The organism is Pseudomonas sp. GCEP-101, from assembly GCF_025133575.1.
In the GTDB taxonomy this organism is placed as follows: domain Bacteria; phylum Pseudomonadota; class Gammaproteobacteria; order Pseudomonadales; family Pseudomonadaceae; genus Pseudomonas; species Pseudomonas nitroreducens_B.
Window position 1 is genome coordinate 4,093,612 of the sequence record NZ_CP104011.1, and the last position, 18,384, is coordinate 4,111,995.

General features: G+C 66.0%; 21 protein-coding genes and 1 riboswitch. Of the genes, 8 read left to right on the forward strand and 13 right to left on the reverse strand.

Annotation, left to right across the window (positions count from 1 at the left end):
• Nucleotides 1-12: 12 nt before the first annotated feature.
• Nucleotides 13-795: a TSUP family transporter gene (locus N0B71_RS18835; protein WP_259754217.1), complete on the reverse strand. Its 783-nt coding sequence runs from the start codon at nucleotides 793-795 to the stop codon at nucleotides 13-15.
• Nucleotides 796-953: 158 nt separating this feature from the next.
• Here N0B71_RS18835 and N0B71_RS18840 point away from each other — a divergent pair, with 158 nt between their 5' ends.
• On the forward strand, nucleotides 954-1,598 hold the full coding sequence (locus N0B71_RS18840) for a hypothetical protein (protein ID WP_259754218.1): 645 nt from the start codon (nucleotides 954-956) through the stop codon (nucleotides 1,596-1,598).
• Nucleotides 1,599-1,751: 153 nt separating this feature from the next.
• Here N0B71_RS18840 and N0B71_RS18845 read toward each other — a convergent pair whose 3' ends face one another.
• The 4 genes from N0B71_RS18845 to N0B71_RS18860 all read right to left on the reverse strand — a co-directional run bounded on the left by N0B71_RS18845 (nucleotide 1,752) and on the right by N0B71_RS18860 (nucleotide 5,029).
• Nucleotides 1,752-2,519, reverse strand: coding sequence for an SDR family oxidoreductase (locus tag N0B71_RS18845; RefSeq protein ID WP_259754220.1), 768 nt, complete (start codon nucleotides 2,517-2,519; stop codon nucleotides 1,752-1,754).
• A gap of 27 nt (nucleotides 2,520-2,546) precedes the next feature.
• The gene (locus N0B71_RS18850; RefSeq protein WP_259754221.1) at nucleotides 2,547-3,614 is read right to left on the reverse strand and encodes a phosphotransferase family protein; all 1,068 of its coding nucleotides are present in this window, start codon (nucleotides 3,612-3,614) and stop codon (nucleotides 2,547-2,549) included.
• Between the two features lie 334 nt (nucleotides 3,615-3,948).
• Nucleotides 3,949-4,260: an SCP2 sterol-binding domain-containing protein gene (locus N0B71_RS18855; protein ID WP_017519529.1), complete on the reverse strand. Its 312-nt coding sequence runs from the start codon at nucleotides 4,258-4,260 to the stop codon at nucleotides 3,949-3,951.
• Nucleotides 4,261-4,318: 58 nt separating this feature from the next.
• On the reverse strand, nucleotides 4,319-5,029 hold the full coding sequence (locus N0B71_RS18860; RefSeq protein WP_259754222.1) for a histidine phosphatase family protein: 711 nt from the start codon (nucleotides 5,027-5,029) through the stop codon (nucleotides 4,319-4,321).
• Nucleotides 5,030-5,240: 211 nt separating this feature from the next.
• On the opposite strand from N0B71_RS18860, the gene sohB reads away from it, so the two are divergent.
• Together sohB and N0B71_RS18870 are read left to right on the forward strand one after the other, a co-directional pair.
• Nucleotides 5,241-6,269, forward strand: coding sequence for a protease SohB (gene sohB, locus N0B71_RS18865; RefSeq protein WP_259754223.1), 1,029 nt, complete (start codon nucleotides 5,241-5,243; stop codon nucleotides 6,267-6,269).
• Nucleotides 6,270-6,324: 55 nt separating this feature from the next.
• Nucleotides 6,325-7,317, forward strand: coding sequence for a YhdH/YhfP family quinone oxidoreductase (locus N0B71_RS18870; RefSeq protein ID WP_259754224.1), 993 nt, complete (start codon nucleotides 6,325-6,327; stop codon nucleotides 7,315-7,317).
• A gap of 33 nt (nucleotides 7,318-7,350) precedes the next feature.
• On the opposite strand, the gene N0B71_RS18875 is transcribed toward N0B71_RS18870, so the two are convergent.
• Both N0B71_RS18875 and N0B71_RS18880 read right to left on the reverse strand, forming a co-directional pair.
• A complete protein-coding gene (locus tag N0B71_RS18875; protein WP_259754225.1) occupies nucleotides 7,351-8,205 on the reverse strand; it encodes an alpha/beta hydrolase family protein in 855 nt (284 codons plus the stop codon).
• 11 nt (nucleotides 8,206-8,216) lie between these two features.
• Entirely contained in the window at nucleotides 8,217-8,654 is a 438-nt protein-coding gene (locus N0B71_RS18880) for a hotdog fold domain-containing protein (protein ID WP_259754227.1), read from the reverse strand.
• Nucleotides 8,655-8,777: 123 nt separating this feature from the next.
• On the opposite strand from N0B71_RS18880, the gene N0B71_RS18885 reads away from it, so the two are divergent.
• The gene (locus N0B71_RS18885) at nucleotides 8,778-9,356 is read left to right on the forward strand and encodes a TetR/AcrR family transcriptional regulator (RefSeq protein ID WP_259754228.1); all 579 of its coding nucleotides are present in this window, start codon (nucleotides 8,778-8,780) and stop codon (nucleotides 9,354-9,356) included.
• Nucleotides 9,357-9,719: 363 nt separating this feature from the next.
• On the opposite strand, the gene N0B71_RS18890 is transcribed toward N0B71_RS18885, so the two are convergent.
• The 5 genes from N0B71_RS18890 to N0B71_RS18910 all read right to left on the reverse strand — a co-directional run bounded on the left by N0B71_RS18890 (nucleotide 9,720) and on the right by N0B71_RS18910 (nucleotide 14,509).
• The gene (locus N0B71_RS18890; protein ID WP_259754230.1) at nucleotides 9,720-10,223 is read right to left on the reverse strand and encodes a DUF934 domain-containing protein; all 504 of its coding nucleotides are present in this window, start codon (nucleotides 10,221-10,223) and stop codon (nucleotides 9,720-9,722) included.
• Nucleotides 10,207-11,865: a nitrite/sulfite reductase gene (locus N0B71_RS18895; RefSeq protein WP_259754231.1), complete on the reverse strand. Its 1,659-nt coding sequence runs from the start codon at nucleotides 11,863-11,865 to the stop codon at nucleotides 10,207-10,209. The genes N0B71_RS18890 and N0B71_RS18895 overlap by 17 nt, the downstream gene beginning before the upstream one ends.
• A gap of 251 nt (nucleotides 11,866-12,116) precedes the next feature.
• Nucleotides 12,117-12,611, reverse strand: coding sequence for a PaaI family thioesterase (locus tag N0B71_RS18900; protein ID WP_259754232.1), 495 nt, complete (start codon nucleotides 12,609-12,611; stop codon nucleotides 12,117-12,119).
• A gap of 323 nt (nucleotides 12,612-12,934) precedes the next feature.
• Nucleotides 12,935-13,150 (reverse strand): DUF2970 domain-containing protein, encoded by a 216-nt coding sequence (locus N0B71_RS18905; protein WP_138525536.1) that lies wholly within the window; start codon nucleotides 13,148-13,150, stop codon nucleotides 12,935-12,937.
• Nucleotides 13,151-13,183: 33 nt separating this feature from the next.
• Nucleotides 13,184-14,509, reverse strand: coding sequence for an MATE family efflux transporter (locus N0B71_RS18910; protein WP_259754233.1), 1,326 nt, complete (start codon nucleotides 14,507-14,509; stop codon nucleotides 13,184-13,186).
• 229 nt (nucleotides 14,510-14,738) lie between these two features.
• A riboswitch (cyclic di-GMP riboswitch) is annotated at nucleotides 14,739-14,826 on the forward strand.
• 121 nt (nucleotides 14,827-14,947) lie between these two features.
• On the opposite strand from N0B71_RS18910, the gene N0B71_RS18915 reads away from it, so the two are divergent.
• The 4 genes from N0B71_RS18915 to N0B71_RS18930 all read left to right on the forward strand — a co-directional run bounded on the left by N0B71_RS18915 (nucleotide 14,948) and on the right by N0B71_RS18930 (nucleotide 16,942).
• Nucleotides 14,948-15,541: a hypothetical protein gene (locus tag N0B71_RS18915; protein ID WP_259754235.1), complete on the forward strand. Its 594-nt coding sequence runs from the start codon at nucleotides 14,948-14,950 to the stop codon at nucleotides 15,539-15,541.
• A complete protein-coding gene (locus N0B71_RS18920) occupies nucleotides 15,538-16,068 on the forward strand; it encodes a GTP-binding protein (RefSeq protein WP_259754236.1) in 531 nt (176 codons plus the stop codon). Before N0B71_RS18915 ends, N0B71_RS18920 begins: the two co-directional genes overlap by 4 nt.
• 32 nt (nucleotides 16,069-16,100) lie before the next feature.
• Nucleotides 16,101-16,511: a roadblock/LC7 domain-containing protein gene (locus N0B71_RS18925; RefSeq protein ID WP_259754237.1), complete on the forward strand. Its 411-nt coding sequence runs from the start codon at nucleotides 16,101-16,103 to the stop codon at nucleotides 16,509-16,511.
• A gap of 71 nt (nucleotides 16,512-16,582) precedes the next feature.
• Nucleotides 16,583-16,942 (forward strand): hypothetical protein, encoded by a 360-nt coding sequence (locus N0B71_RS18930; protein WP_024763315.1) that lies wholly within the window; start codon nucleotides 16,583-16,585, stop codon nucleotides 16,940-16,942.
• A gap of 80 nt (nucleotides 16,943-17,022) precedes the next feature.
• On the opposite strand, the gene N0B71_RS18935 is transcribed toward N0B71_RS18930, so the two are convergent.
• The gene (locus tag N0B71_RS18935) at nucleotides 17,023-18,384 is read right to left on the reverse strand and encodes an FAD/NAD(P)-binding protein (protein WP_259754238.1); all 1,362 of its coding nucleotides are present in this window, start codon (nucleotides 18,382-18,384) and stop codon (nucleotides 17,023-17,025) included.

Here is an 18,384-nt window from a genome sequence, read left to right on the forward strand (position 1 = left end):
GTAGCCGGGGTCTCAGGCTGCGGCGGTAAACCAGTGCTGCCAGGCCAGGCGCACGGTCAGCGCCAGCACCACCAGGATGAACACCGGACGGATGAACTTGGCGCCGCCGCCAATGGCCGTGCGCGCGCCGAAGTAGGCGCCGATCATCAGTGAGCTGCCCATGCACAGGCCCATCAGCCAGACCACCTGACCCGAGGCGATGAACACCGCCAGTGCGACGATGTTGCTGACGAAGTTCATGCTGCGCGCCACGCCGCTGGCGCGGACCAGGTCCAGCGGGTACATCAGCAGGCTGCTGACGGTCCAGAAGGCGCCGGTGCCGGGGCCGGCCACGCCGTCGTAGAAGCCCAGGCCGAGGCCCTGCGGCCACTGGCGGCGCTGGGCGATGCGCGGGGTGGCGTCCAGCGGGGCTTCCGGCGTCTTGCCGAACAGCAGATACAGGCCGCAGCCGAACACCACCACCGGCAGCATGCGGTTGAGCCACTCTGCCGGCATCAAATGCGCGGCCCAGGCGCCCAGCGCGGCGCCGATGGCGGTGGCGATCAGGCCGTTGCGCCACTGACGCGGCTGGAACAGTTTGCGCCGGTAGAAGGTGTAGCTGGCCACGGCGGCGCCGAAGGTCGAGCTGAGCTTGTTGGTGCCCAGCGCCAGGTGCGGCGGGACGCCCGCGGTGAGCAGGGCCGGGATGGTCAGCAGGCCGCCGCCGCCGGCGATGGCATCGATGAAACCGGCGAGGAAGGCGACGCCGGCGAGAATGACGAGGGTGGTCGGGTCTACGACGAGTTCGAAGGGCATTGGGTTGGCCTTGATCGGGGGCCCGCACCGCCGCTCCTGGGTAAAGATCCGGTGGCATGGGAAACGTTAACGGGCCCGAAAGCTGCGACGGTCTGGCTGGCCGCGCAGGTACGCGGTGCGCATAATGCCGGCATTTCTACGAGGAAGGAAATCATTCGATGCAGTACGACGGTCTGGCCTGGGTCGTTGCCTTCGTGGCGCTGTTGGCCCTGGTGGTAGCCGCCCGCATTCTGTTCGACCGTCACTGGTTCCTCGGCTGGCTGCGCGGCACGGTGGGGCTGCTGTTCGTTGCCATCGCCGCGTTGGTGGCCTTGGTGGCGTGGGATCTGCGCAGCTATGACCCGCTGCCGGCCGAGCGCCCGCTGGCGACCCTGAGCTTCCACAAGGTCGCCGAGCAACGCTTCGAGGTCACCCTGTTGCAGGGTAATGACGAGCGGCGCGTCGAGTTGGCCGGCGACCTCTGGCAACTGGACGCACGCGTGCTGGAGTGGAAGGGCCTGGCGCGGCTGATCGGCCTGGCGCCGGGCTACCGCCTGCAGGACCTCAGCGGGCGCTTCCTGGCAGTGGAGCAGCAGAGCCTGGGGCGCAAGGTGGCACTGGCGGACGAGGTGCCGGGAGTCGACCTGTGGCGCTGGCTGCGTGACGGGCAGCACGACCTGCTGACCTTCGTGCCCAAGGCCGGGCGGGTGAATTACCTGCCGATGGCCGACCAGGCGGTATTCGCCGTGCGCTACGGAGCGGGCGGGTTGATCGCCGAACCGATGAATGCGGCGGCGAACCAGGCCCTCAAGGAGTGGCAGTGACCTTGTAGGAGCGAGCTTGCTCGCGAACCGCACGGCACCCTGAAACTCCAGCGTGAAGCGGGTTCGCGAGCAAGCTCGCTCCTACGAAGAGCCCAATCCTTGCCAAAGAAAAAGGGAGCCCATCGGCTCCCTTTTTCGTCGCCACGCCAGCGCTTAGGCGAGGAAGCCGCCGTCCACGTTCAGCGTCACGCCGGTGGTGTAGCTGGAGGCGTCGCTGGCGAGGTACAGCACGGCGCCGGCCATTTCGCTCGGGTCGGCCACGCGCTTGAGCGGGATGCGCTGCAGGGCGACGTTGCGGATGGCATCGTTGCTCACCAGCGCCGAGGCGAACTTGGTGTCGGTCAGGCCCGGCAGCAGGGCGTTGCAGCGGATGTTGAACTGCGCGCATTCCTTGGCGAAGACCTTGGTCATGCTGATCACCGCGGCCTTGGTCACCGAGTAGATGCCCTGGAATTCGCCCGGGGTGACGCCATTCACCGAGGCCACGTTGATGATGCTGCCGCCACCGTTGGCCTTCATCAGCTTGCCGCCTTCGATGGACATGAAGTAGTAGCCGCGGATGTTCACGTCGACGGTCTTCTGGAAGGCCGACAGGTCGGTGTCCAGCACGTTGCAGAACTGCGGGTTGGTGGCGGCGTTGTTGACCAGGATGTCCAGGCGGCCGAACTGCTCGCGGATCTGCGCGAAGACGGCCTGGATCTGCTCCATCTCGCCGATGTGGCAGGCAATCGCGGTGGCCTTGCCGCCGGCGGCGACGATGTCGTCAGCCACGGCCTGGCAGCCATCGATCTTGCGGCTGGAAACGATGACGTGGGCGCCCTGTTGGGCCAGCAACTTGGCGATGGCCTCGCCGATGCCGCGGCTGGCGCCGGAGACGAAGGCGATCTTGCCGTCGAGGTCGAACAGTTGGGTCTTGGACATGGGAGTTTCCTTGTTATGTGACACGCCTTACAGGCGGGACTTGCCGATGACCTGCAGGCTCACCTGTTCCAGCAGCTTGTTGGCGTGGATGAAGGTGGCGAAGCGCTTGTCCTGGGTCTGGCCATGGAAGAAGCGGTAGTAGATCTGCTGCATGATGCCCGCCAGGCGGAACATGCCGTAGGTGTAGTAGTAATCGAGGTTGTCGATCTGGATGCCGGCGCGCTCGGCGTAGTAGTCGGCGAACTGCTGGCGGGTCAGCATGCCCGGCTCGTGGCTGGGCTGGCGGCGCAGCATCTGCATCGGCTGTGGGTCGTCCGCCTGGATCCAGTAGGCGAGGGTGTTGCCCAGGTCCATCAGCGGGTCGCCGATGGTGGTCATCTCCCAGTCGAGCACGCCGATGATCTGCATCGGGTTGTTCGGGTCGAGGATGACGTTGTCGAAGCGGTAGTCGTTATGGACGATGCCCGGCTTGTGATGGTCGGCCGGCATCTTGTCGCGCAGCCACACCTTGACCTGCTCCCAGGCCGGCGCGTCGGGCGTCAGCGACTTCTCGTAGCGATCGATCCAGCCGCCGATCTGGCGCTGCACGTAGCCCTCGGGCTTGCCCAGATCACCCAGGCCGCAGGCGTTGTAGTCGACGTTGTGCAGTTCGACGAACTTGTCGATGAAGCTCTTGCACAGCGCGGTGGTCTTGTCGGCGTCGAGGTTCAGTTCCTTGGGCAGCTCGCTGCGCAGGATGATGCCGTTGACGCGCTCCATGACGTAGAACTCGGCGCCGATCACCGATTCGTCGGTGCAGTAGACGTACGCCTTGGGGCAGTAGGGGAAGCCGTCGTTGAGCTGGTTCAGGATGCGGTATTCGCGGCCCATGTCGTGGGCCGACTTGGCCTTCTTGCCGAACGGCGGACGGCGCAGGACCAGTTCCTGGTTGTCGTACTGGATCAGGTAGGTCAGGTTCGAGGCGCCGCCGGGGAACTGGCTGATGCGCGGCTGGCCCTGCAGGCCGGGAACGTGGTCCTTGAGGTAGCCGTCGATCACGGCGGCATCGAGTTCTTCGCCTTCGCGGGAGCGGATGGTCTGGTCGGTCAACGACATGCTGGTCCCTTTTTATCTAGGAGCTCGTCTTGTACTGGCTTGTACGAATCGTCCCGCAAGGGCCCAAGGCTCCTGGCGAGGTGCGCGCAGGCCGGCGTCGGTCTCATGCCGGGTGAAGCGTGGCAGGATCAGGCAAAGCAATGATGGCGCCGGGTGATCATTGGCTAATCTAATGTCCGCCTCGGCCCGTCACAAGCGCACGCCGCCGTTATTGGCGTTCGTGTTGCACCCCGATCAGGCTGCCTGATCCGGGCCCGGCCAAGGCGTGCGGGCATAAAAAAACCGGAGCCATGGACTCCGGTTTTTCGTGCGGCGCGGGCAGGTTTTCCTCGGATCAGACCGGGAACAGTTCGCCCAGCTTCATCGCCAGCATCATGTCGCCTTCGGCGCGCAGCTTGCCGGCCATGAAGGCCTGCATGCCGTCGGTTTCGCCGCTGGTGATGCCCTTGAGGGTCTCGCTGTCCATGATCAGGGTGACGTTGGGGGACTCGGCGTCGCCCTGTACGACTTCGCAGGTGCCGTCCTTGACGACCAGGTAGTGGTTGTCGCCGTCTTCGATGTTGAACTGGAACACCAGATCCAGGCCGGCGGCCGCGCTGGCGTTGAACTTGCTCTTCATGGTGGAAACGATGTCAGCAACACTCATGGTTCTATTCCTTTTCTAGGTTTTCTCGCGCGACGCATGCGTCGCAATGGGCCGGCACTCAACGGTAGGTGATGAGTTCCGGCGCCCTCAACAGTTCCAGATGCACGTGACTGTTGAAGGAAGCCAGGGCCACTTCGCTGCCGCGGAACTTCAGGCGGTTGAGCGAGGTGTTGACGATCTGCCAGTTGAGTTCGAAGGCGTTGAGGGCAGGGATGCCCGTCACCTGCTGGAGCACCGCGGTGATGGTGCCGCCGGAGGTGAAGACGCCGATGTTGTCCTTGCCGCTGGCCGATTCCAGCAGGCGCTTGAGGCCGCCGTGCACGGTGTCGAGGAACTCGGCCCAGCTCACCAGGCCGTCCTTGTCATGGTCGCCGGAAACCCAGCGGGCGATCACGGTGGAGAACAGGCGCTGGAACTCGGCGCGGTGGTCGGCCGCGCTGCGCATGATGTGCAACGCCTGCGGTTCGATTTCCAGCAGGTCCGGCAGGTGCGCGCGGATCACCGCGTCGGCTTCGAATTCGTTGAAGGCGGAATCGATTTCCAGGGCTGGCGTTTCGATCCCCGCTTCGTTCAGCCGGCCCATCACCGCTTCGGCGGTGTGGCGCTGGCGGCGCAGGTCGCCGGCGACGCAGCGGTCGAAGCGCAGGCCGAGGCTGGCCAGGTGCTCGCCGAGTATTTCCGCCTGGCGTACGCCGGTGGCCGAGAGCACATCGTAGTCGTCGGCGCCGAACGAAGCCTGGCCATGTCGAATCAGGTAGATGCTTCCCACGCGCAGTATCCCGGCAGGGCTGAAAGTTCCGGCGAGGTTATGAGGATCACCTGGGGCTGTCAACGAAAAAACATACGCTTGTTTGAATGGCATTCGCTGGACTGATGCAGCGGTTTGCCAGCGCTGGTGGCGGGCCTGCGGCGTGGGTATGCTTGCGGGATTCGCTGCGCTCGCCTGGCGGGCTCGACCAGAATTGCAAAAGGGGAAGTGAGTGGAGTTTCTAGCGGATTACGCGGGTTTCCTGGCCAAGACCTTCACCGTCGTGGTGGCCATCGTCATCGTCCTGGTGGTGATCGCCGCACTGCGCGGCCGCGGCCGTCGCGGCGGCAGCGGACACCTGGAGGTGCACAAGCTCAACGACTTCTACAAGGAGCTGCGTGAGCGCCTGCAACATAGCGTATTGGAAAAGGCCAAGCTCAAGGCCCTGCGCAAGTCCGAGGCGAAAAACCTGAAGGACGCGAAAAAGAAGAAGGGCGGCGAGAAGAATCGCGTGTACGTGCTCGACTTCGATGGCGACATCAAGGCCTCGGCCACCGAGCAGCTGCGCCATGAAGTGACCGCGCTGCTGACCCTCGCCACCCCGCGCGACGAGGTGGTGCTGCGCCTGGAGAGCGGCGGCGGCATGGTCCACGGCTACGGCCTGGCCGCTTCCCAGCTGGCGCGCATTCGCCAGGCGGGCGTGCCGCTGACCGTGTGCGTCGACAAGGTCGCCGCCAGCGGCGGCTACATGATGGCCTGCATCGGCGAGCGCATCCTTTCCGCTCCCTTCGCCATCCTCGGCTCCATTGGCGTGGTGGCGCAGTTGCCCAACGTGCACCGCTTGCTGAAGAAGCACGACGTCGATTTCGAAGTGCTCACCGCTGGCGAGTACAAGCGCACCCTGACCGTGTTTGGCGAGAACACCGACAAGGGGCGCGAGAAGTTCCAGGAAGACCTGGAAACCACCCACGAACTGTTCAAGCGCTTCGTCGTTCACTACCGCCCGCAGCTGGCCATCGATGAAATCGCCACCGGCGAGGTCTGGCTGGGCCAGGCAGCGCTGGGCAAGAAGCTGGTCGACGAACTCAAGACCAGTGACGAGTACCTGGCCGAACGCGCCCGCGAGGCGGATGTCTACCAGCTCAGCTACGTCCAGAAGAAGTCCATCCAGGAGCGCTTCGGTGTGGGCGTCAGCGGCGTGATCGACCGTGTGCTGGTGACCTGGTGGGATCGCCTGGGCCGCAGCCGCTTCTGGCAATGATTGTCGTCGGGCGCCGGGATCGCGCCCGTTCCAAATTCGAAAGAGGAGGGTCGAAATGAGTGCATTCAAGGCGTTGTGGGTCACGGAAAGCGCACATGGCGTGTATGACCTGCAGGTGGCCGAGCGGCAGGTTGCCGATCTGCCGGTGGGTGAAGTGCTGGTGCGGGTGAAGTATTCGTCGCTGAACTACAAGGATGCGCTGTCCGCCAGCGGCAACCGAGGCGTCACCCGCAAGTACCCGCACACGCCCGGCATCGATGCCGCCGGCGTGGTGGAAGAATCCTCGGTGGCCGAATTCGCCGCCGGCGACGAAGTCATCGTCACCGGCTACGACCTGGGCATGAATACCCCGGGCGGCTTTGGCCAGTACATCCGCGTGCCGGCGGCGTGGCTGATCAAGCGCCCGCAGGGCCTGTCGCTGCGCGAGTCGATGATCCTCGGCACCGCCGGCCTAACCGCCGCGCTGTGCGTCGACAAGCTGGAGCGCGCCGGCGTAACGCCGTCCGCCGGCCCGATCCTGGTCACCGGCGCCACTGGCGGCGTGGGCAGCATCGCGGTGATGCTGCTGGCGCAACTGGGCTACACCGTGGCGGCTGCCACCGGCAAGCTGGAGCAGGCCGAACTGCTGAACCGCCTCGGCGCCCGGCAGATCCTCGACCGCGCCACCGTCTCCGATGGCGTCGACAAGCCGCTGCTGCGCGAGCAGTGGGCCGGCGCGGTGGACACCGTGGGTGGCGACATCCTGTTCAACGTGGTCAAGTCGTTGCAATACGGCGGCAGCGTCGCCTGCTGCGGCCTGACCGCCGGCGCCGCCTTCAAGGCCACCGTGCTGCCCTTCATCCTGCGCGGCGTGAACCTGCTGGGCGTGGACTCGGTGGAGCTGCCGCTGGTGGTCAAGGCGTCCATGTGGGACAAGCTGTCCCTGCAGTGGAAGCTCGACAACCTCGAAGCGGCGGTGCGCGAAGTCAAGCTCGACGACCTGCCGGCCGCCATTCACCAGATCCTCGCCGGCAAGTTGGTTGGGCGGGTGCTGGTGACGCTGGACTGATCCTTCGTTCGATACCCGCGCCGGGCCCGGGCGTCAGCCCAGGTCCGGCAGCAGGTAGCCCGCCCACAGCGAATCGGCGAACTGGCGGCGGAAGAAGCCGAAGTGGCCAATGCGCTTCACGCCGATGTCCTCCGGGGCGATTCTCTTCAGGGTCTTCGGCGAGCCGCGGTAGAAGCCGTGCAGCGACTCGGTGTTGCGCCCGGACATCATCTCGTCGTCGGTGAAGGAGAGGGAGGTGATGGGCGTGCGCACCGAGGAATACGCCTCGCGCACCGCGCCACCTTCCGCGCCCACGGCGTACTCCGGATTCAGGCACCAGCGCCGCCATTGCTCGATCACCCCGCGCGGCAGGTCGCCCACCACGCCCAGGCGCTTGCCGGGGAAATAGCCCAGCAGCGGCGTGATCGTTGGTGCCAGCAGATACCAGAGCAGCCAGGCCTTGTGCCGCAGCCCCTGGGTGTTCTCGCGCCAATAGCCGCTGCCGGTGGCGATGGTGAAGGCGCGGTGGATGCGCTCGGTGCCGCGTACGAAGGGCAGGATCTGCCCGCCCAGGCTGTGGCCGACCCAGAACACGGGCCGCTCGCCGGCCGCCTCGACCACGGCGTCGAGCATTGCGCTGCAGTCGTGGTTGCCCCAGGCCAGTATGTCGATATCCAGCTCGCGCAGATGGCCGGCGCGGGACGTGCCCATGCCGACGTAATCGAAGGTCACCGTCAGGTAGCCGCGCTCGGCCAGCCAGGTGGCGAAGGCCGCGTAGAAACGCTGTTCGACACCCATGGCAGGGACGATCAACACCGCTCCGCGCGCTTCGCCGGGCGGGTAGTACCAGTGGCTGGAGAGGCTGTGGCCGTTGCCGTTGTCCAGCGGACGGGGGAGCGGGGTGATCATGGGCTTGTCCCTCAGGCCTGGCTGACGTACATGGTGATGTCGGCGCGGAATACCTTCTTGTCGCCCACATAAGCCAGCACCGGCACGACGATGTCGCCGTCCTGGTTCCAGTCGATGGCACGGCCGTCGGCCACGGCGCGAACATCACCCTCGGCCTTGGCCAGGTATTCGACCGTCATGCCGCGGGGAATCCAGCGGCGGCCCTTGGGGATCGACACGTCAGTCATGGTCCCGGCGGCCAGTTCGGCCGCGTTGCACAGCGCGATGGCGTGCACCGTGCCGATGTGGTTGAGCACTTCGCGGCGCTTGGGGAAGGTGACTTCCGCATAGCCGGGGCGCAGTTCGACGAACTGCGGGGCGATGCTGGCGAAGTAGGGGGCGACCTGCCCGATCATGGCGCTGAACTGCGCGGGGCCGGCCTGCTGGTACATCTGCATCATCTGACTCATGGCAACTCCGGGGAAAAGCGGATTGAAGATGGATGCGCGCCCAGGCAGTATACGAAGATTAGAAAGTAATTCTAGAAAAATATTCTAGAATTATGTTCGAGCGGTTTTTCCCATAGGAACCCCATGGCCCGACCTTCCCGCAAAGACGACATCCTCCAGGCCGCGCTGGCCTGTTTCAGCGAATCCGGCGTGGACGCCACCACCATCGAGATGATCCGCGACCGCTCCGGCGCCAGCATCGGCAGCCTCTACCACCACTATGGCAACAAGGAACGCATCATCGGTGCGCTCTACCTGACCGGTGTCGGCCAGTACGCGGCATTGCTCGATGCCGGCTTGCAGGAGGCGAAGAGCGCGGAGGCGGTGGTCAAGCTGTTCGTCACCTCTTACGTCGACTGGGTCTCGGCCAACCCGGAGTGGGCGCGCTTCATCCTGCACAGCCGTGGACGCGTCGAGGCAGGGGAGATGGGCGAGGAACTGCGCGAGGCCAACCGCCAGCACGGCCGGCGTATCGCCGAGTTACTGGCCGAGCACCGCAAGGCGGGGGCGTTCAAGGCGCTGTCGGCGGAGCTGTTCAATTCCGTGGTGATCGGCCCGACCCACGACTATGCCCGCAATTGGCTGGCGGGGCGCACGCGGGTGGACCTGATCGACTGCCGCGAGCAACTGGCGCAGATTGCCTGGGAGAGTGTGCGGGCCTAAGCGCTTTCGCAGGAGCGGACCTTGTCCGCGAAATCCCGGCCTTGCTGAAGCGCTTCGCGGAGAAGCTGCGCTCCTGCGATAGCCATTCGTGTCCGTGCTGATGTGGCGCGTGGCTGCACCCTGTAGGAGCGAGCTTGCTCGCGAACGAGTTTATCGGCGGCGCTGAAGCTGGGCGGGTTCGCGAGCAAGCTCGCTCCTACGAAAAGCCCGAAAGCCGCGCGCGCGTAGGGCGGATAACCTGGAACAGGTTATCCGCCGTCCCTTGGCGACGGATACCGCTGGCGCGTTATGCGCCCTACGAGAAGCGCGCCGTGCAGAAACGAAAAAGCCCCGCCAAGGCGGGGCTTTTTCATGTCGACCGGATCAGGCGAGCTGGCGGCGACGGAACAGCGGTTGCGGCTGGGTCACCGAGGTCTGGTAGACCTCGGTGAAGTCGTCCAGGCCGGCCAGCGCTGCGTGCGGGTCGCGGTCGGCGCGGATGGCATAGGCGTCGAAGCCGCAGCTCTGCATGAAGAACAACTGGTCACGCAGCACGTCGCCGATGGCGCGCACTTCGCCCTGGTAGCCGAAGCGCTCGCGCAGCAGGCGCGCGGTGCTGAAGCCGCGGCCGTCGGTGAAGGCAGGGAAGTTCACGGCGATGACCTTGAAGTTGTCGAGGTCGCCGGCGATGGCTTCGGGCTCTTCGTCCGCGTCCAGCCATACGCCCAGGCCGCCGTCACGGCCGCGCAGGGCAGGGCCGTGTTCCAGCCACAGGTTCAGCGGGATGATCACGTCGTCGCAGTTGGGCACGGTCTCCAGGGTCGCGTCCTTGGGCAGCAGGTGCCAGCGGTCGTCGACGACCTCGCGGTGCTTAATGATTCGCTGCATATACGCGCTCCTTGAAGGGGTCGATGCCGATGCGACGGTAGGTATCGAGGAAACGTTCCTCTTCGGTGCGCTGTTCCACGTAGACGTTGATGATCTTCTCGATCACGTCGGCCATCTGCTCCTGGGCGAAGGACGGGCCGAGGATCTGCGCAAGGCTCGCCTCGCGGCTGGCGCTGCCGCCGAGGGAGACCTGGTAGAACTCCTCGCCCTTCTTGTCCACGCCGAGGATGCCGATGTGGCCCACGTGGTGGTGGCCGCAGGCGTTCATGCAGCCGGAGATGTTCAGGTCGATTTCGCCGATATCGAACAGGTAATCCAGATCATCGAAGCGGCGCTGGATGGCTTCGGCCACCGGGATCGACTTGGCGTTGGCCAGGGAGCAGAAGTCGCCGCCCGGGCAGCAGATGAGGTCGGTCAGCAGGCCCACGTTGGGGGTGGCGAAACCGTTCTCGCGCAGTTCGCCCCAGAGGGTGAACAGCTGCGCCTGCTCGACGTCGGCGAGGATGATGTTCTGGTTATGGCTGTTGCGCACTTCGCCGAAGCTGTAGCGGTCTGCCAGGTCGGCGACTGCGTCCAACTGCTTGTCGGTGATGTCGCCAGGCGCCACACCGGTGGGCTTGAGCGACAGGGTCACGGCGACGTAGCCGGGCTTCTTGTGGGCGAAGGTGTTGCGGCTGCGCCAGCGGGCAAAGCCGGGGTGTTCGGCGTCCAGCTGGGCGAGGGCGGCGTCTTGGTCTTCCAGGGCCTTGTAGGCCGGGTCGACGAAGTGGGCGGCCACGCGCTGCAGTTCGGCCTCGGTCAGGGTGCTCGGGCCGTCCTTGAGGTGCGCCCATTCGGCGTCGACCTTCTGGGCGAAGACTTCCGGGGTCAACGCCTTGACCAGGATCTTGATGCGCGCCTTGTACTTGTTGTCCCGACGGCCATAGCGGTTGTACACGCGCAGGATGGCGTCCAGGTACGACAGCAGGTGCTGCCACGGCAGGAATTCGTTGATGAAGCTGCCGACGATCGGGGTACGGCCCAGGCCGCCGCCGACCGAAACACGGAAGCCCAGCTCGCCGGCTTCGTTCTTCACCGCTTCCAGGCCGATGTCGTGCACCTCGATGGCGGCGCGGTCGCTCACGGCGCCGTTGACGGCGATCTTGAACTTGCGCGGCAGGTGGGCGAATTCGGGGTGGAAGGTCGACCACTGGCGGATGATCTCGCACCAGGGGCGGGGGTCCACGAGTTCGTCGCGGGCGACGCCGGCGAATTGGTCGGTGGTGGTGTTGCGGATGCAGTTGCCACTGGTCTGGATCGCGTGCATCTGCACGGTGGCCAGCTCCGCGAGGATTTCCGGCACGTCTTCCAGCTCCGGCCAGTTGTACTGGACGTTCTGGCGGGTGCTGATATGCGCGTAGCCCTTGTCGTAGTCACGGGCGATCTGCGCCAGCTTGCGAACCTGCCGGGAGGACAGCAGGCCGTAAGGCACGGCCACCCGCAGCATGGGCGCGTAGCGCTGGATGTAGAGGCCATTCTGCAGACGCAGCGGGCGGAATTCCTCGCCGGTCAGTTCGCCCGCCAGGTAGCGGCGGGTCTGATCGCGGAACTGCTTGACGCGATCCTCTACGATCCTTTGATCGTATTCGTCATATACGTACATGAATCATCCTGCTGTCAGGCTTATAGCGCTCGGGGGCGTACTGCGTTTCCCAGCGCGCACGGCAACGCGCTCCACGCGGAGTGGGGCGCACGATACCAGTTCGGGAATATGCGCAAAAGTGATGTTTGAATATATGGGGAGAACTTTCTGATCTAAGCCGCGCCGGGCCTGAAGCCCAGGCGCGACGGGAGATGGAGCGCGGGTGGATGCGCCGCTGCGTCTGGAGGGTGGCAGCGGCGCAACGGGATCGATCAGGCGTCGCGGCCGTGGGCGGCGTCGCGCAGCTGCGCCGTGTCGACGCGGACGAAGATCGAGTCGCCGACACAGGTCAGCACGTCGCCGGCGTAGACCTCGCAGATGATCCGGCTCTTGCGACCGACCTCGCCCTCGACATGGGCCCTCAAGGTCAGCGGCACGCCCATGGGCGTCGGCTTGATGTACTTGATGCCCAGGTGGCCCGTCACGCAGTCGATGCGCGGCAGGCTGCCCGGCTCGCGGCCCTCGGCGCGGTAGTGGTAGGCCATGGCCGTCCAGTTCGAGTGGCAGTCCACCAGCATGGCGATCAGCCCGCCGTAGACCAGTTCCGGCCAGCCGCAGTACTTGGCGTCGGGCAGGTGCTCGGCGACGACGTGGACGCCGTCCTCGTGCCAGCGGCTCTTGATGTGCAGTCCGTGCGGGTTGCGCCCGCCGCAGCCGTAGCAGACGCCTTCCGGCGCGACAGTGTCTTGCAGTGAGTCCACGTGCATGGTCCTTCCTTTCCACTCGCTTGTGCTGGTCGAACCGGCAGCCTAACGGCATTTGCGCGGTGGCGGAAAGAGGGGGTTCCTTGAGCAGCGGGCGGGGCTGGTCTTAACTCTGCCTGTGGTCCTTCAGCCAATAACGAAAAGATGGGGGAAGCATGAGCGAAGAAACGTCCAACAAGACCAGCGACAGCGTCGTCGATGCCCGCGCCGCATTCATCCTGATTCTGCTGGTGGTCGCCACCGCGGTGTTCTGGGTCAGCCACCAGTGACAGCGGTGCCGGCGGGTCGCCCTGCGGCCCGCCCGGTACCTCACCCTTGCCGGTGCGCTACAGCCCGGCGAAGTGCAGCACCAGCTGCACCAGCCCATAGAGCAGCAGCACGAAGACCAGGGTGAATAAAATGCCCATGGCAATGAAATGGCTGGGCTTGCCGTGGGTGAAGTCGCGCGCGCGGTTGCGCCCGCTCTGTACGCCGAAGGCCGCGGCCAGCACGCTGTGCAGCATCTGCCAGAAGGTTGGCGGCTTGTTCTGTTGCTCGTCCATCGTTCGTCCTCCCTTTGCATCCCATCCTAGACCCTAGAGCTCGATCTGGGTCCATTGGCGCTTCTGCCACATCACCGCGAAGATCGCCGAAGCCAGCCCGCGCTGCAGAATCTGCATGCTCCAGATCGCCAGCAGCCCGCCGCCCAGCACGGGGCCGACCAGGTAGGCCAGCGGCAGGAAGAACAGCCACTGGTTGCCCAGGCTCACCGCCATCACCGTGCGCACGGCGCCTGCGCCCAGCAGCGCCTGGGTCAGTACCAGCGCGGTGGCGTCGATCACCATGCCCATGCCGGTCAGCATCAGCGGCACTCGACCCAGCTCGATCAGCGCAGGATCACTGACGAACAGCCGCAGGATGGCCTCCGGGAACAGCCAGAACGGCGCGCCCAGCAGAGCCAGGCCGCAGGCCGCCACCTTGACCACGTCCCAGCCCCAGCGGTGCGCACTGTCGAAATCGCGCTCGCCCATGCTCTGGCTGACCAGTGTCGTGGCCGCCATGCCCAGGCCGACGCCCGGGAGGATCAGGAACAGCGCCAGGTTGATCAGCACATGGGCGACCGCCAGTTCGCGGGTGCCGACCTGGGCGATGATCCAGAACAGCAAGGTGATGCCGGCGGCGAAGAAGAACTGCTGCAGCGAGTTGGGCAGCGACAGGCGCAGCAGGGTGCGGATATCCCGCTCGCTGGGCAGGCGCGGGCGGAAACCCTGGGCGCGGGCGTCGCGCCAGGTGATCCAGGCGTAGATCGCCGAGCCCAGGAACAACGCCAGCGTGGTGCCCAGGCCGCTGCCCACCGCGCCCATCCGTGGCAGGCCGAACAGGCCGTGGATTAGGCTGTAGCTGATGGCCGCGTTGGCCAGGTGCATCACTACCAGGGTGCGCATGTACATGCCCGAGCGCCGGGTGCCGTTCCAGTAGCCGCGGAAGGAGAAGTTCAGGCCCACGGCGAGCACCGACAGCGCCCGCCATTCGAAATAGGGGATGCCGACCGCCAGCACATCCGGGTCGTTGGACAGGGCGCGGAGGATGGGTTCGGCGAACAGCAGGCAGATCAGCGTGATCGGCAGCGACAGGCCCAGCGCGACGAGCAGCCCGCCGTTGAGCGGCGCGGCCAGTTGGTCATGGCGGCCCTCGCCCCGTCGACGCGCCACCAGCGCCTGTACTCCGGCGCCAAGGCCCATCACCAGCGAGATGGCGACGAAGTTGGCGTAGCTACCGATGCCGACCCCGGCCAGGGACTTCTCTCCGAGGTGGCCAACCATCGCCGCGTCCACCAGATTGAGCAGGCTCTGACTGAGCATCCCGCCAATGATCGGCAGGCCCAGGCTGAGAATGTTCTGGAACCGCTGGCGCTCTAGCATGGCGTCTCTGGGCAGTGAGCTCCGGCCTGTTGTGGGTGTCCGCGGACCCGCGCCGGTGGGGCGCCGCTGGGGGAAATCCTAGCTGAAGGGACGAGGCTCCGCCGCCTTTTAGATCGGAATATGCGTACACCTATTGCGAAGTTGTTCCGGTGATATTTCCGATATTTGTGTGAGGCGCATCACGCTTTTTCGCCTTGGCGAACGAAATCGGCGTACTACGCTGAGACTCAATTGACCAGGGCAAACCTGTGCGAAAGCCAGGGACGCAAAGCCACCGATCTACAGCCCGGAAGGGCCATGACCGCGGGGTTGCCAAGCAGGCCGGACGTTCGTCCGCGCCTTCAGCGAGCGTGCGCTCGGCATCCTCCAACGTCCCGGTGAGCCTCCTGATCAACCCGTGCAGGTTGATGGTGTTTGTTGGCCCAAGGGAGCGCGCCGATGAATCAGCCAGTTCAGTACACCTACGGGTTCGCCCGGATGGCATTGCGCGATCAGGTCGTGTTCAAGTCCATCGTCGGCCTGCTCAGTGGCCGCACCGTGGCGCGCTGGGCCTATGTCGATGGCCCGGCCGACCTGTTGGTCGAGGGCGAAGAGGGCGAGCCGCGGGTGCAACTGCGCACCGCCGAGGGCGAGTCGCTCTGGGTACATTGGCCGCTGCGCGCCAGCGAAATCTTCGACTGCCTGGAGCGCGCCGCCCGCGCCATTGGCCAGCGGCCGGCGCAGTTGCCGGCCGCCGCGCTGCGCCTGAAGCATTGGCCGGCGGCCGCGCTGCTCACCGGCGACCATCGCTACGTGCGCCTGGCCACGCTGCTCTGCGCGCGGACCATGAGCCTGGATGAACTGTGCGAGCGCTCCGGTGTGCCGCGTCAGGTGACGGAAAGCTTCGTTCGCCTGATGGCAGCCCGGGAGATGTTCCTGCCGGATGAAGCCCTGCCGGCCAAGCCGGTGCCGCACACGGCCGCCCCCGTCGGCCTGCTGGCGCGCATTCGGCGCCACCTTGGCCTGGGCGGTGCTGCGGAGGCTGGCCGATGAAGGAGTACAAGATTCTCTTCACCGGCACCATGGGCGCCGGCAAGACCACCGCCATCGCGGCGATCAGCGATATCGAGCCGATCAGCACCGATGTGCAGAACAACGACCCCAGCGTCGACAAGGCGCGCACCACGGTCGGCCTGGATTACGGCGAAGTGCTGCTCGGCCCGGACGAACGCCTGCGCCTGTACGGCACCCCCGGCCAGGCCCGCTTCGCCTTCATGTGGGGCATCCTCGCCCGCGGTGCGCTGGGGCTGGTGATCCTGATCGACAACTCGCGGCCCGATCCACTGGGCGATCTGCGCGTCTACCTCGACGGCTTCGCCGAGTGCATTGGCCAGGCACCCTGCGTGGTCGGCGTCGGTCGGCTGCCGGGCCATCCTCATCCTGGCCTGGATGACTACGCGGCGGCGCTGGCGCAGGCCGGGTGCAGCTTCCCGGTGGTTGAGGTGGACGTCCGCGAAGCCGAGCAGGTGCGCCTGCTACTCGACCTGCTCCTGCTGCAACTGGAATGCACGGCGGCCTGAGGCCTGACGTTCGCCATCGATTGGAGTCGACCATGGAACATGCCCTGATGAGCCTGCCCGACAGGCTGCGCCACGACGCCGAACAGGCACTGGACGAGCTCGGCGCGAGCCTCGGCCGGCTGAGCGCCGCGGTGATCGCCACCACAGACGGCTTCGAAGTGGCCTCCCGCGCCGGCAAGGGACTGGAGGTTTCCAAGCTGGCGGCAATGGCCTGCTCGATCTCGGCCCTCGGCGCCATGGTCGGCCAGGAAAGCGAGGTCGGCCCGCACCAGAACGTGATCGTCGAGGCGAGCGAAGGCTACATCGTCATCGTCGACATCCCACATCCAAGCCACCCGATGATCCTCAACCTGGTGGCCGACCGTGAGGAGATGCTCGGCCAGGTGCTCTACCAGGCCAAACGCACCGCCACGCGGCTGGCGGATCTGTCGCTGGCCGGCTGACATAACAGGCTCCGCGGCGCGCGCGGCTGCGGGGCCACTACAACAGGACGCGCACTCAAGGAGTAATCGCTATGGCAGCACTGCAACAATCGCTGGACGAACTGCTGAACCTGGATGGTGCCCTGGCGTCGGCCGTGGTGGATGCCAAGAGCGGCATGCTGCTCGGGCAGGCGGGCGGCGGCGTGGACCTGGAACTGGCGGCCGCGGGCAACACCGAGGTGGTCCGCGCCAAGCTCAAGACCATGAAGTCGCTGGCGCTCAACGACGTGATCGAGGACATCCTCATCACCCTGGGCCGCCAGTACCACATCATCCGCCCCATGGCGAAGCACGAAGGCGTGTTCATGTACTACGTGCTGGACAAGGTGAAGGCCAACCTGGCCCTGGCCCGGCGCAAGCTGCAGGAGGTGGAGGGGCAGATGGCGATCTGAACACGCCGACCGCGAAGGCGGGCGGGGAGGCTCGCCTTCGACGACCACTACTGGCTGGCCCATTGCGGGCCAGCTGCCTTTCAGGCCAGCAACAGTTCGGCCAGTCGCGCGGCATGGCCGCGCAGTTCCGGCACCGCGGTGGCTTCCCAATGGCTGGCGCGCAGCATCGGGCTCAGCAGGAAGAGGTGGGGGTTGGCCTTGCCGTGGGCGTCCAGCAGGCGGAATGCGCTGTCGGTGTCCAGCCCCAGGCCTTGCCGGTCCTGGCGGATGACGCCGCGGTCAAGCAGGCCGCACAGCAGCGGCTCGTTCACGGTGCGCAGGTTGGTGCAGGGGCCGGTGCAGTTGATCAGGTAATCGACGCGCTGCTGTTGCGAATGCCTGGCGCCGCGTGGGCGAATGTCCAGTTCGATGCCGTTTTCTGCCGCCTTGGCGGCCAGCACTCGGCCAGCCTGCACGCGCAATTGGCCGCTGTTGCGCAAGTCGTCGATACGCTTGGCCACCGGCGGCGCGGCACGGTGCCGATGGACATCCCAGTAGGTTTGCAGATGGCGCAGGAAGCGGCCGCGCTCGGCGTCGTTCAGCGATTGCCAGAGCTGCGGGGTGACTGGGCGCAGCGCGGCGACCACGTCGCGCCAGTCGTGGCCATCTTCGGCTGCCTGGCGGATCAACCGGCGCAAGCCGCGCAGCCGCTCGTTCAGGCCCATCTCCCGAAGGAAGGCCTGCGGCAGATCGGGCAGCACGGGATGGCTGGCGTTGTCCCGGTGTGCCTGTGGCAGCAGCGCGCGGCGCGAAAGCGCCAACAGAGGGCCACGGTGCCCCTGGTCCTGGAGGGCGAGGGCCATGTCGTACATGGTCAACCCGGTGCCCAGCAGCAGCACATTGGCATGCGGGGGGATGCGTTCCAGGGCGCCAGGTGCCCAGGGGTCGCGCAGATAACGCGGGTCATCCTCGAGCATCTTGAGCGGGCCGGGGGTGGCCGGTGCGAAGTTGCCCGTGGCGATGATCACGTTCTGGCTGTCCAGCGGCTGGCCGTCGTCGAGCAGCAGGCGCAGGTGATCACCGTGCTCGGTCAGTTCCAGCACCTGTTGGCAGAGGCTGCTGAAGCGCACCCCCGGTGCGGCTTCGGCGATAGCGTGGCCGAGGCGGTCCTGGAGGTAGTCACCGTAGAAACGGCGCGGCAGGAAGTCGCCGGGTTTCGCCTCGGGCATCTGCTTGCGGGCGAATTCGAGAAAATCCGAGGGCTGATCCGGGAACAGGCTCATGCGCTCGGCCGGCACATTGAGGATATGGCTCACGGAGCGGGTGCCGTAGGCCAGGCCGCGGGCAAGGCGCCCTGAGCGATTGATCAGGCTGAGGCGCAACGGCCCCTTGGCGCCGCGCAGCAACTGGATGGCCAGTGCCGTGCCGCAGAATCCGCTGCCGATGATGGCGATGTGTTCCAT

What these genes read in the sequence shown, in the direction of transcription:
- N0B71_RS18835 (WP_259754217.1), bottom strand. Translation starts at nt 795, where the DNA reads ATGCCCTTCGAACTCGTCGTAGACCCGACCACCCTCGTCATTCTCGCC.
- N0B71_RS18840 (WP_259754218.1), top strand. Translation starts at nt 954, where the DNA reads ATGCAGTACGACGGTCTGGCCTGGGTCGTTGCCTTCGTGGCGCTGTTG.
- N0B71_RS18845 (WP_259754220.1), bottom strand. Translation starts at nt 2,519, where the DNA reads ATGTCCAAGACCCAACTGTTCGACCTCGACGGCAAGATCGCCTTCGTC.
- N0B71_RS18850 (WP_259754221.1), bottom strand. Translation starts at nt 3,614, where the DNA reads ATGTCGTTGACCGACCAGACCATCCGCTCCCGCGAAGGCGAAGAACTC.
- N0B71_RS18855 (WP_017519529.1), bottom strand. Translation starts at nt 4,260, where the DNA reads ATGAGTGTTGCTGACATCGTTTCCACCATGAAGAGCAAGTTCAACGCC.
- N0B71_RS18870 (WP_259754224.1), top strand. Translation starts at nt 6,325, where the DNA reads ATGAGTGCATTCAAGGCGTTGTGGGTCACGGAAAGCGCACATGGCGTG.
- N0B71_RS18875 (WP_259754225.1), bottom strand. Translation starts at nt 8,205, where the DNA reads ATGATCACCCCGCTCCCCCGTCCGCTGGACAACGGCAACGGCCACAGC.
- N0B71_RS18880 (WP_259754227.1), bottom strand. Translation starts at nt 8,654, where the DNA reads ATGAGTCAGATGATGCAGATGTACCAGCAGGCCGGCCCCGCGCAGTTC.
- N0B71_RS18885 (WP_259754228.1), top strand. Translation starts at nt 8,778, where the DNA reads ATGGCCCGACCTTCCCGCAAAGACGACATCCTCCAGGCCGCGCTGGCC.
- N0B71_RS18890 (WP_259754230.1), bottom strand. Translation starts at nt 10,223, where the DNA reads ATGCAGCGAATCATTAAGCACCGCGAGGTCGTCGACGACCGCTGGCAC.
- N0B71_RS18895 (WP_259754231.1), bottom strand. Translation starts at nt 11,865, where the DNA reads ATGTACGTATATGACGAATACGATCAAAGGATCGTAGAGGATCGCGTC.
- N0B71_RS18900 (WP_259754232.1), bottom strand. Translation starts at nt 12,611, where the DNA reads ATGCACGTGGACTCACTGCAAGACACTGTCGCGCCGGAAGGCGTCTGC.
- N0B71_RS18905 (WP_138525536.1), bottom strand. Translation starts at nt 13,150, where the DNA reads ATGGACGAGCAACAGAACAAGCCGCCAACCTTCTGGCAGATGCTGCAC.
- N0B71_RS18910 (WP_259754233.1), bottom strand. Translation starts at nt 14,509, where the DNA reads ATGCTAGAGCGCCAGCGGTTCCAGAACATTCTCAGCCTGGGCCTGCCG.
- N0B71_RS18915 (WP_259754235.1), top strand. Translation starts at nt 14,948, where the DNA reads ATGAATCAGCCAGTTCAGTACACCTACGGGTTCGCCCGGATGGCATTG.
- N0B71_RS18920 (WP_259754236.1), top strand. Translation starts at nt 15,538, where the DNA reads ATGAAGGAGTACAAGATTCTCTTCACCGGCACCATGGGCGCCGGCAAG.
- N0B71_RS18925 (WP_259754237.1), top strand. Translation starts at nt 16,101, where the DNA reads ATGGAACATGCCCTGATGAGCCTGCCCGACAGGCTGCGCCACGACGCC.
- N0B71_RS18930 (WP_024763315.1), top strand. Translation starts at nt 16,583, where the DNA reads ATGGCAGCACTGCAACAATCGCTGGACGAACTGCTGAACCTGGATGGT.
- N0B71_RS18935 (WP_259754238.1), bottom strand. Translation starts at nt 18,384, where the DNA reads ATGGAACACATCGCCATCATCGGCAGCGGATTCTGCGGCACGGCACTG.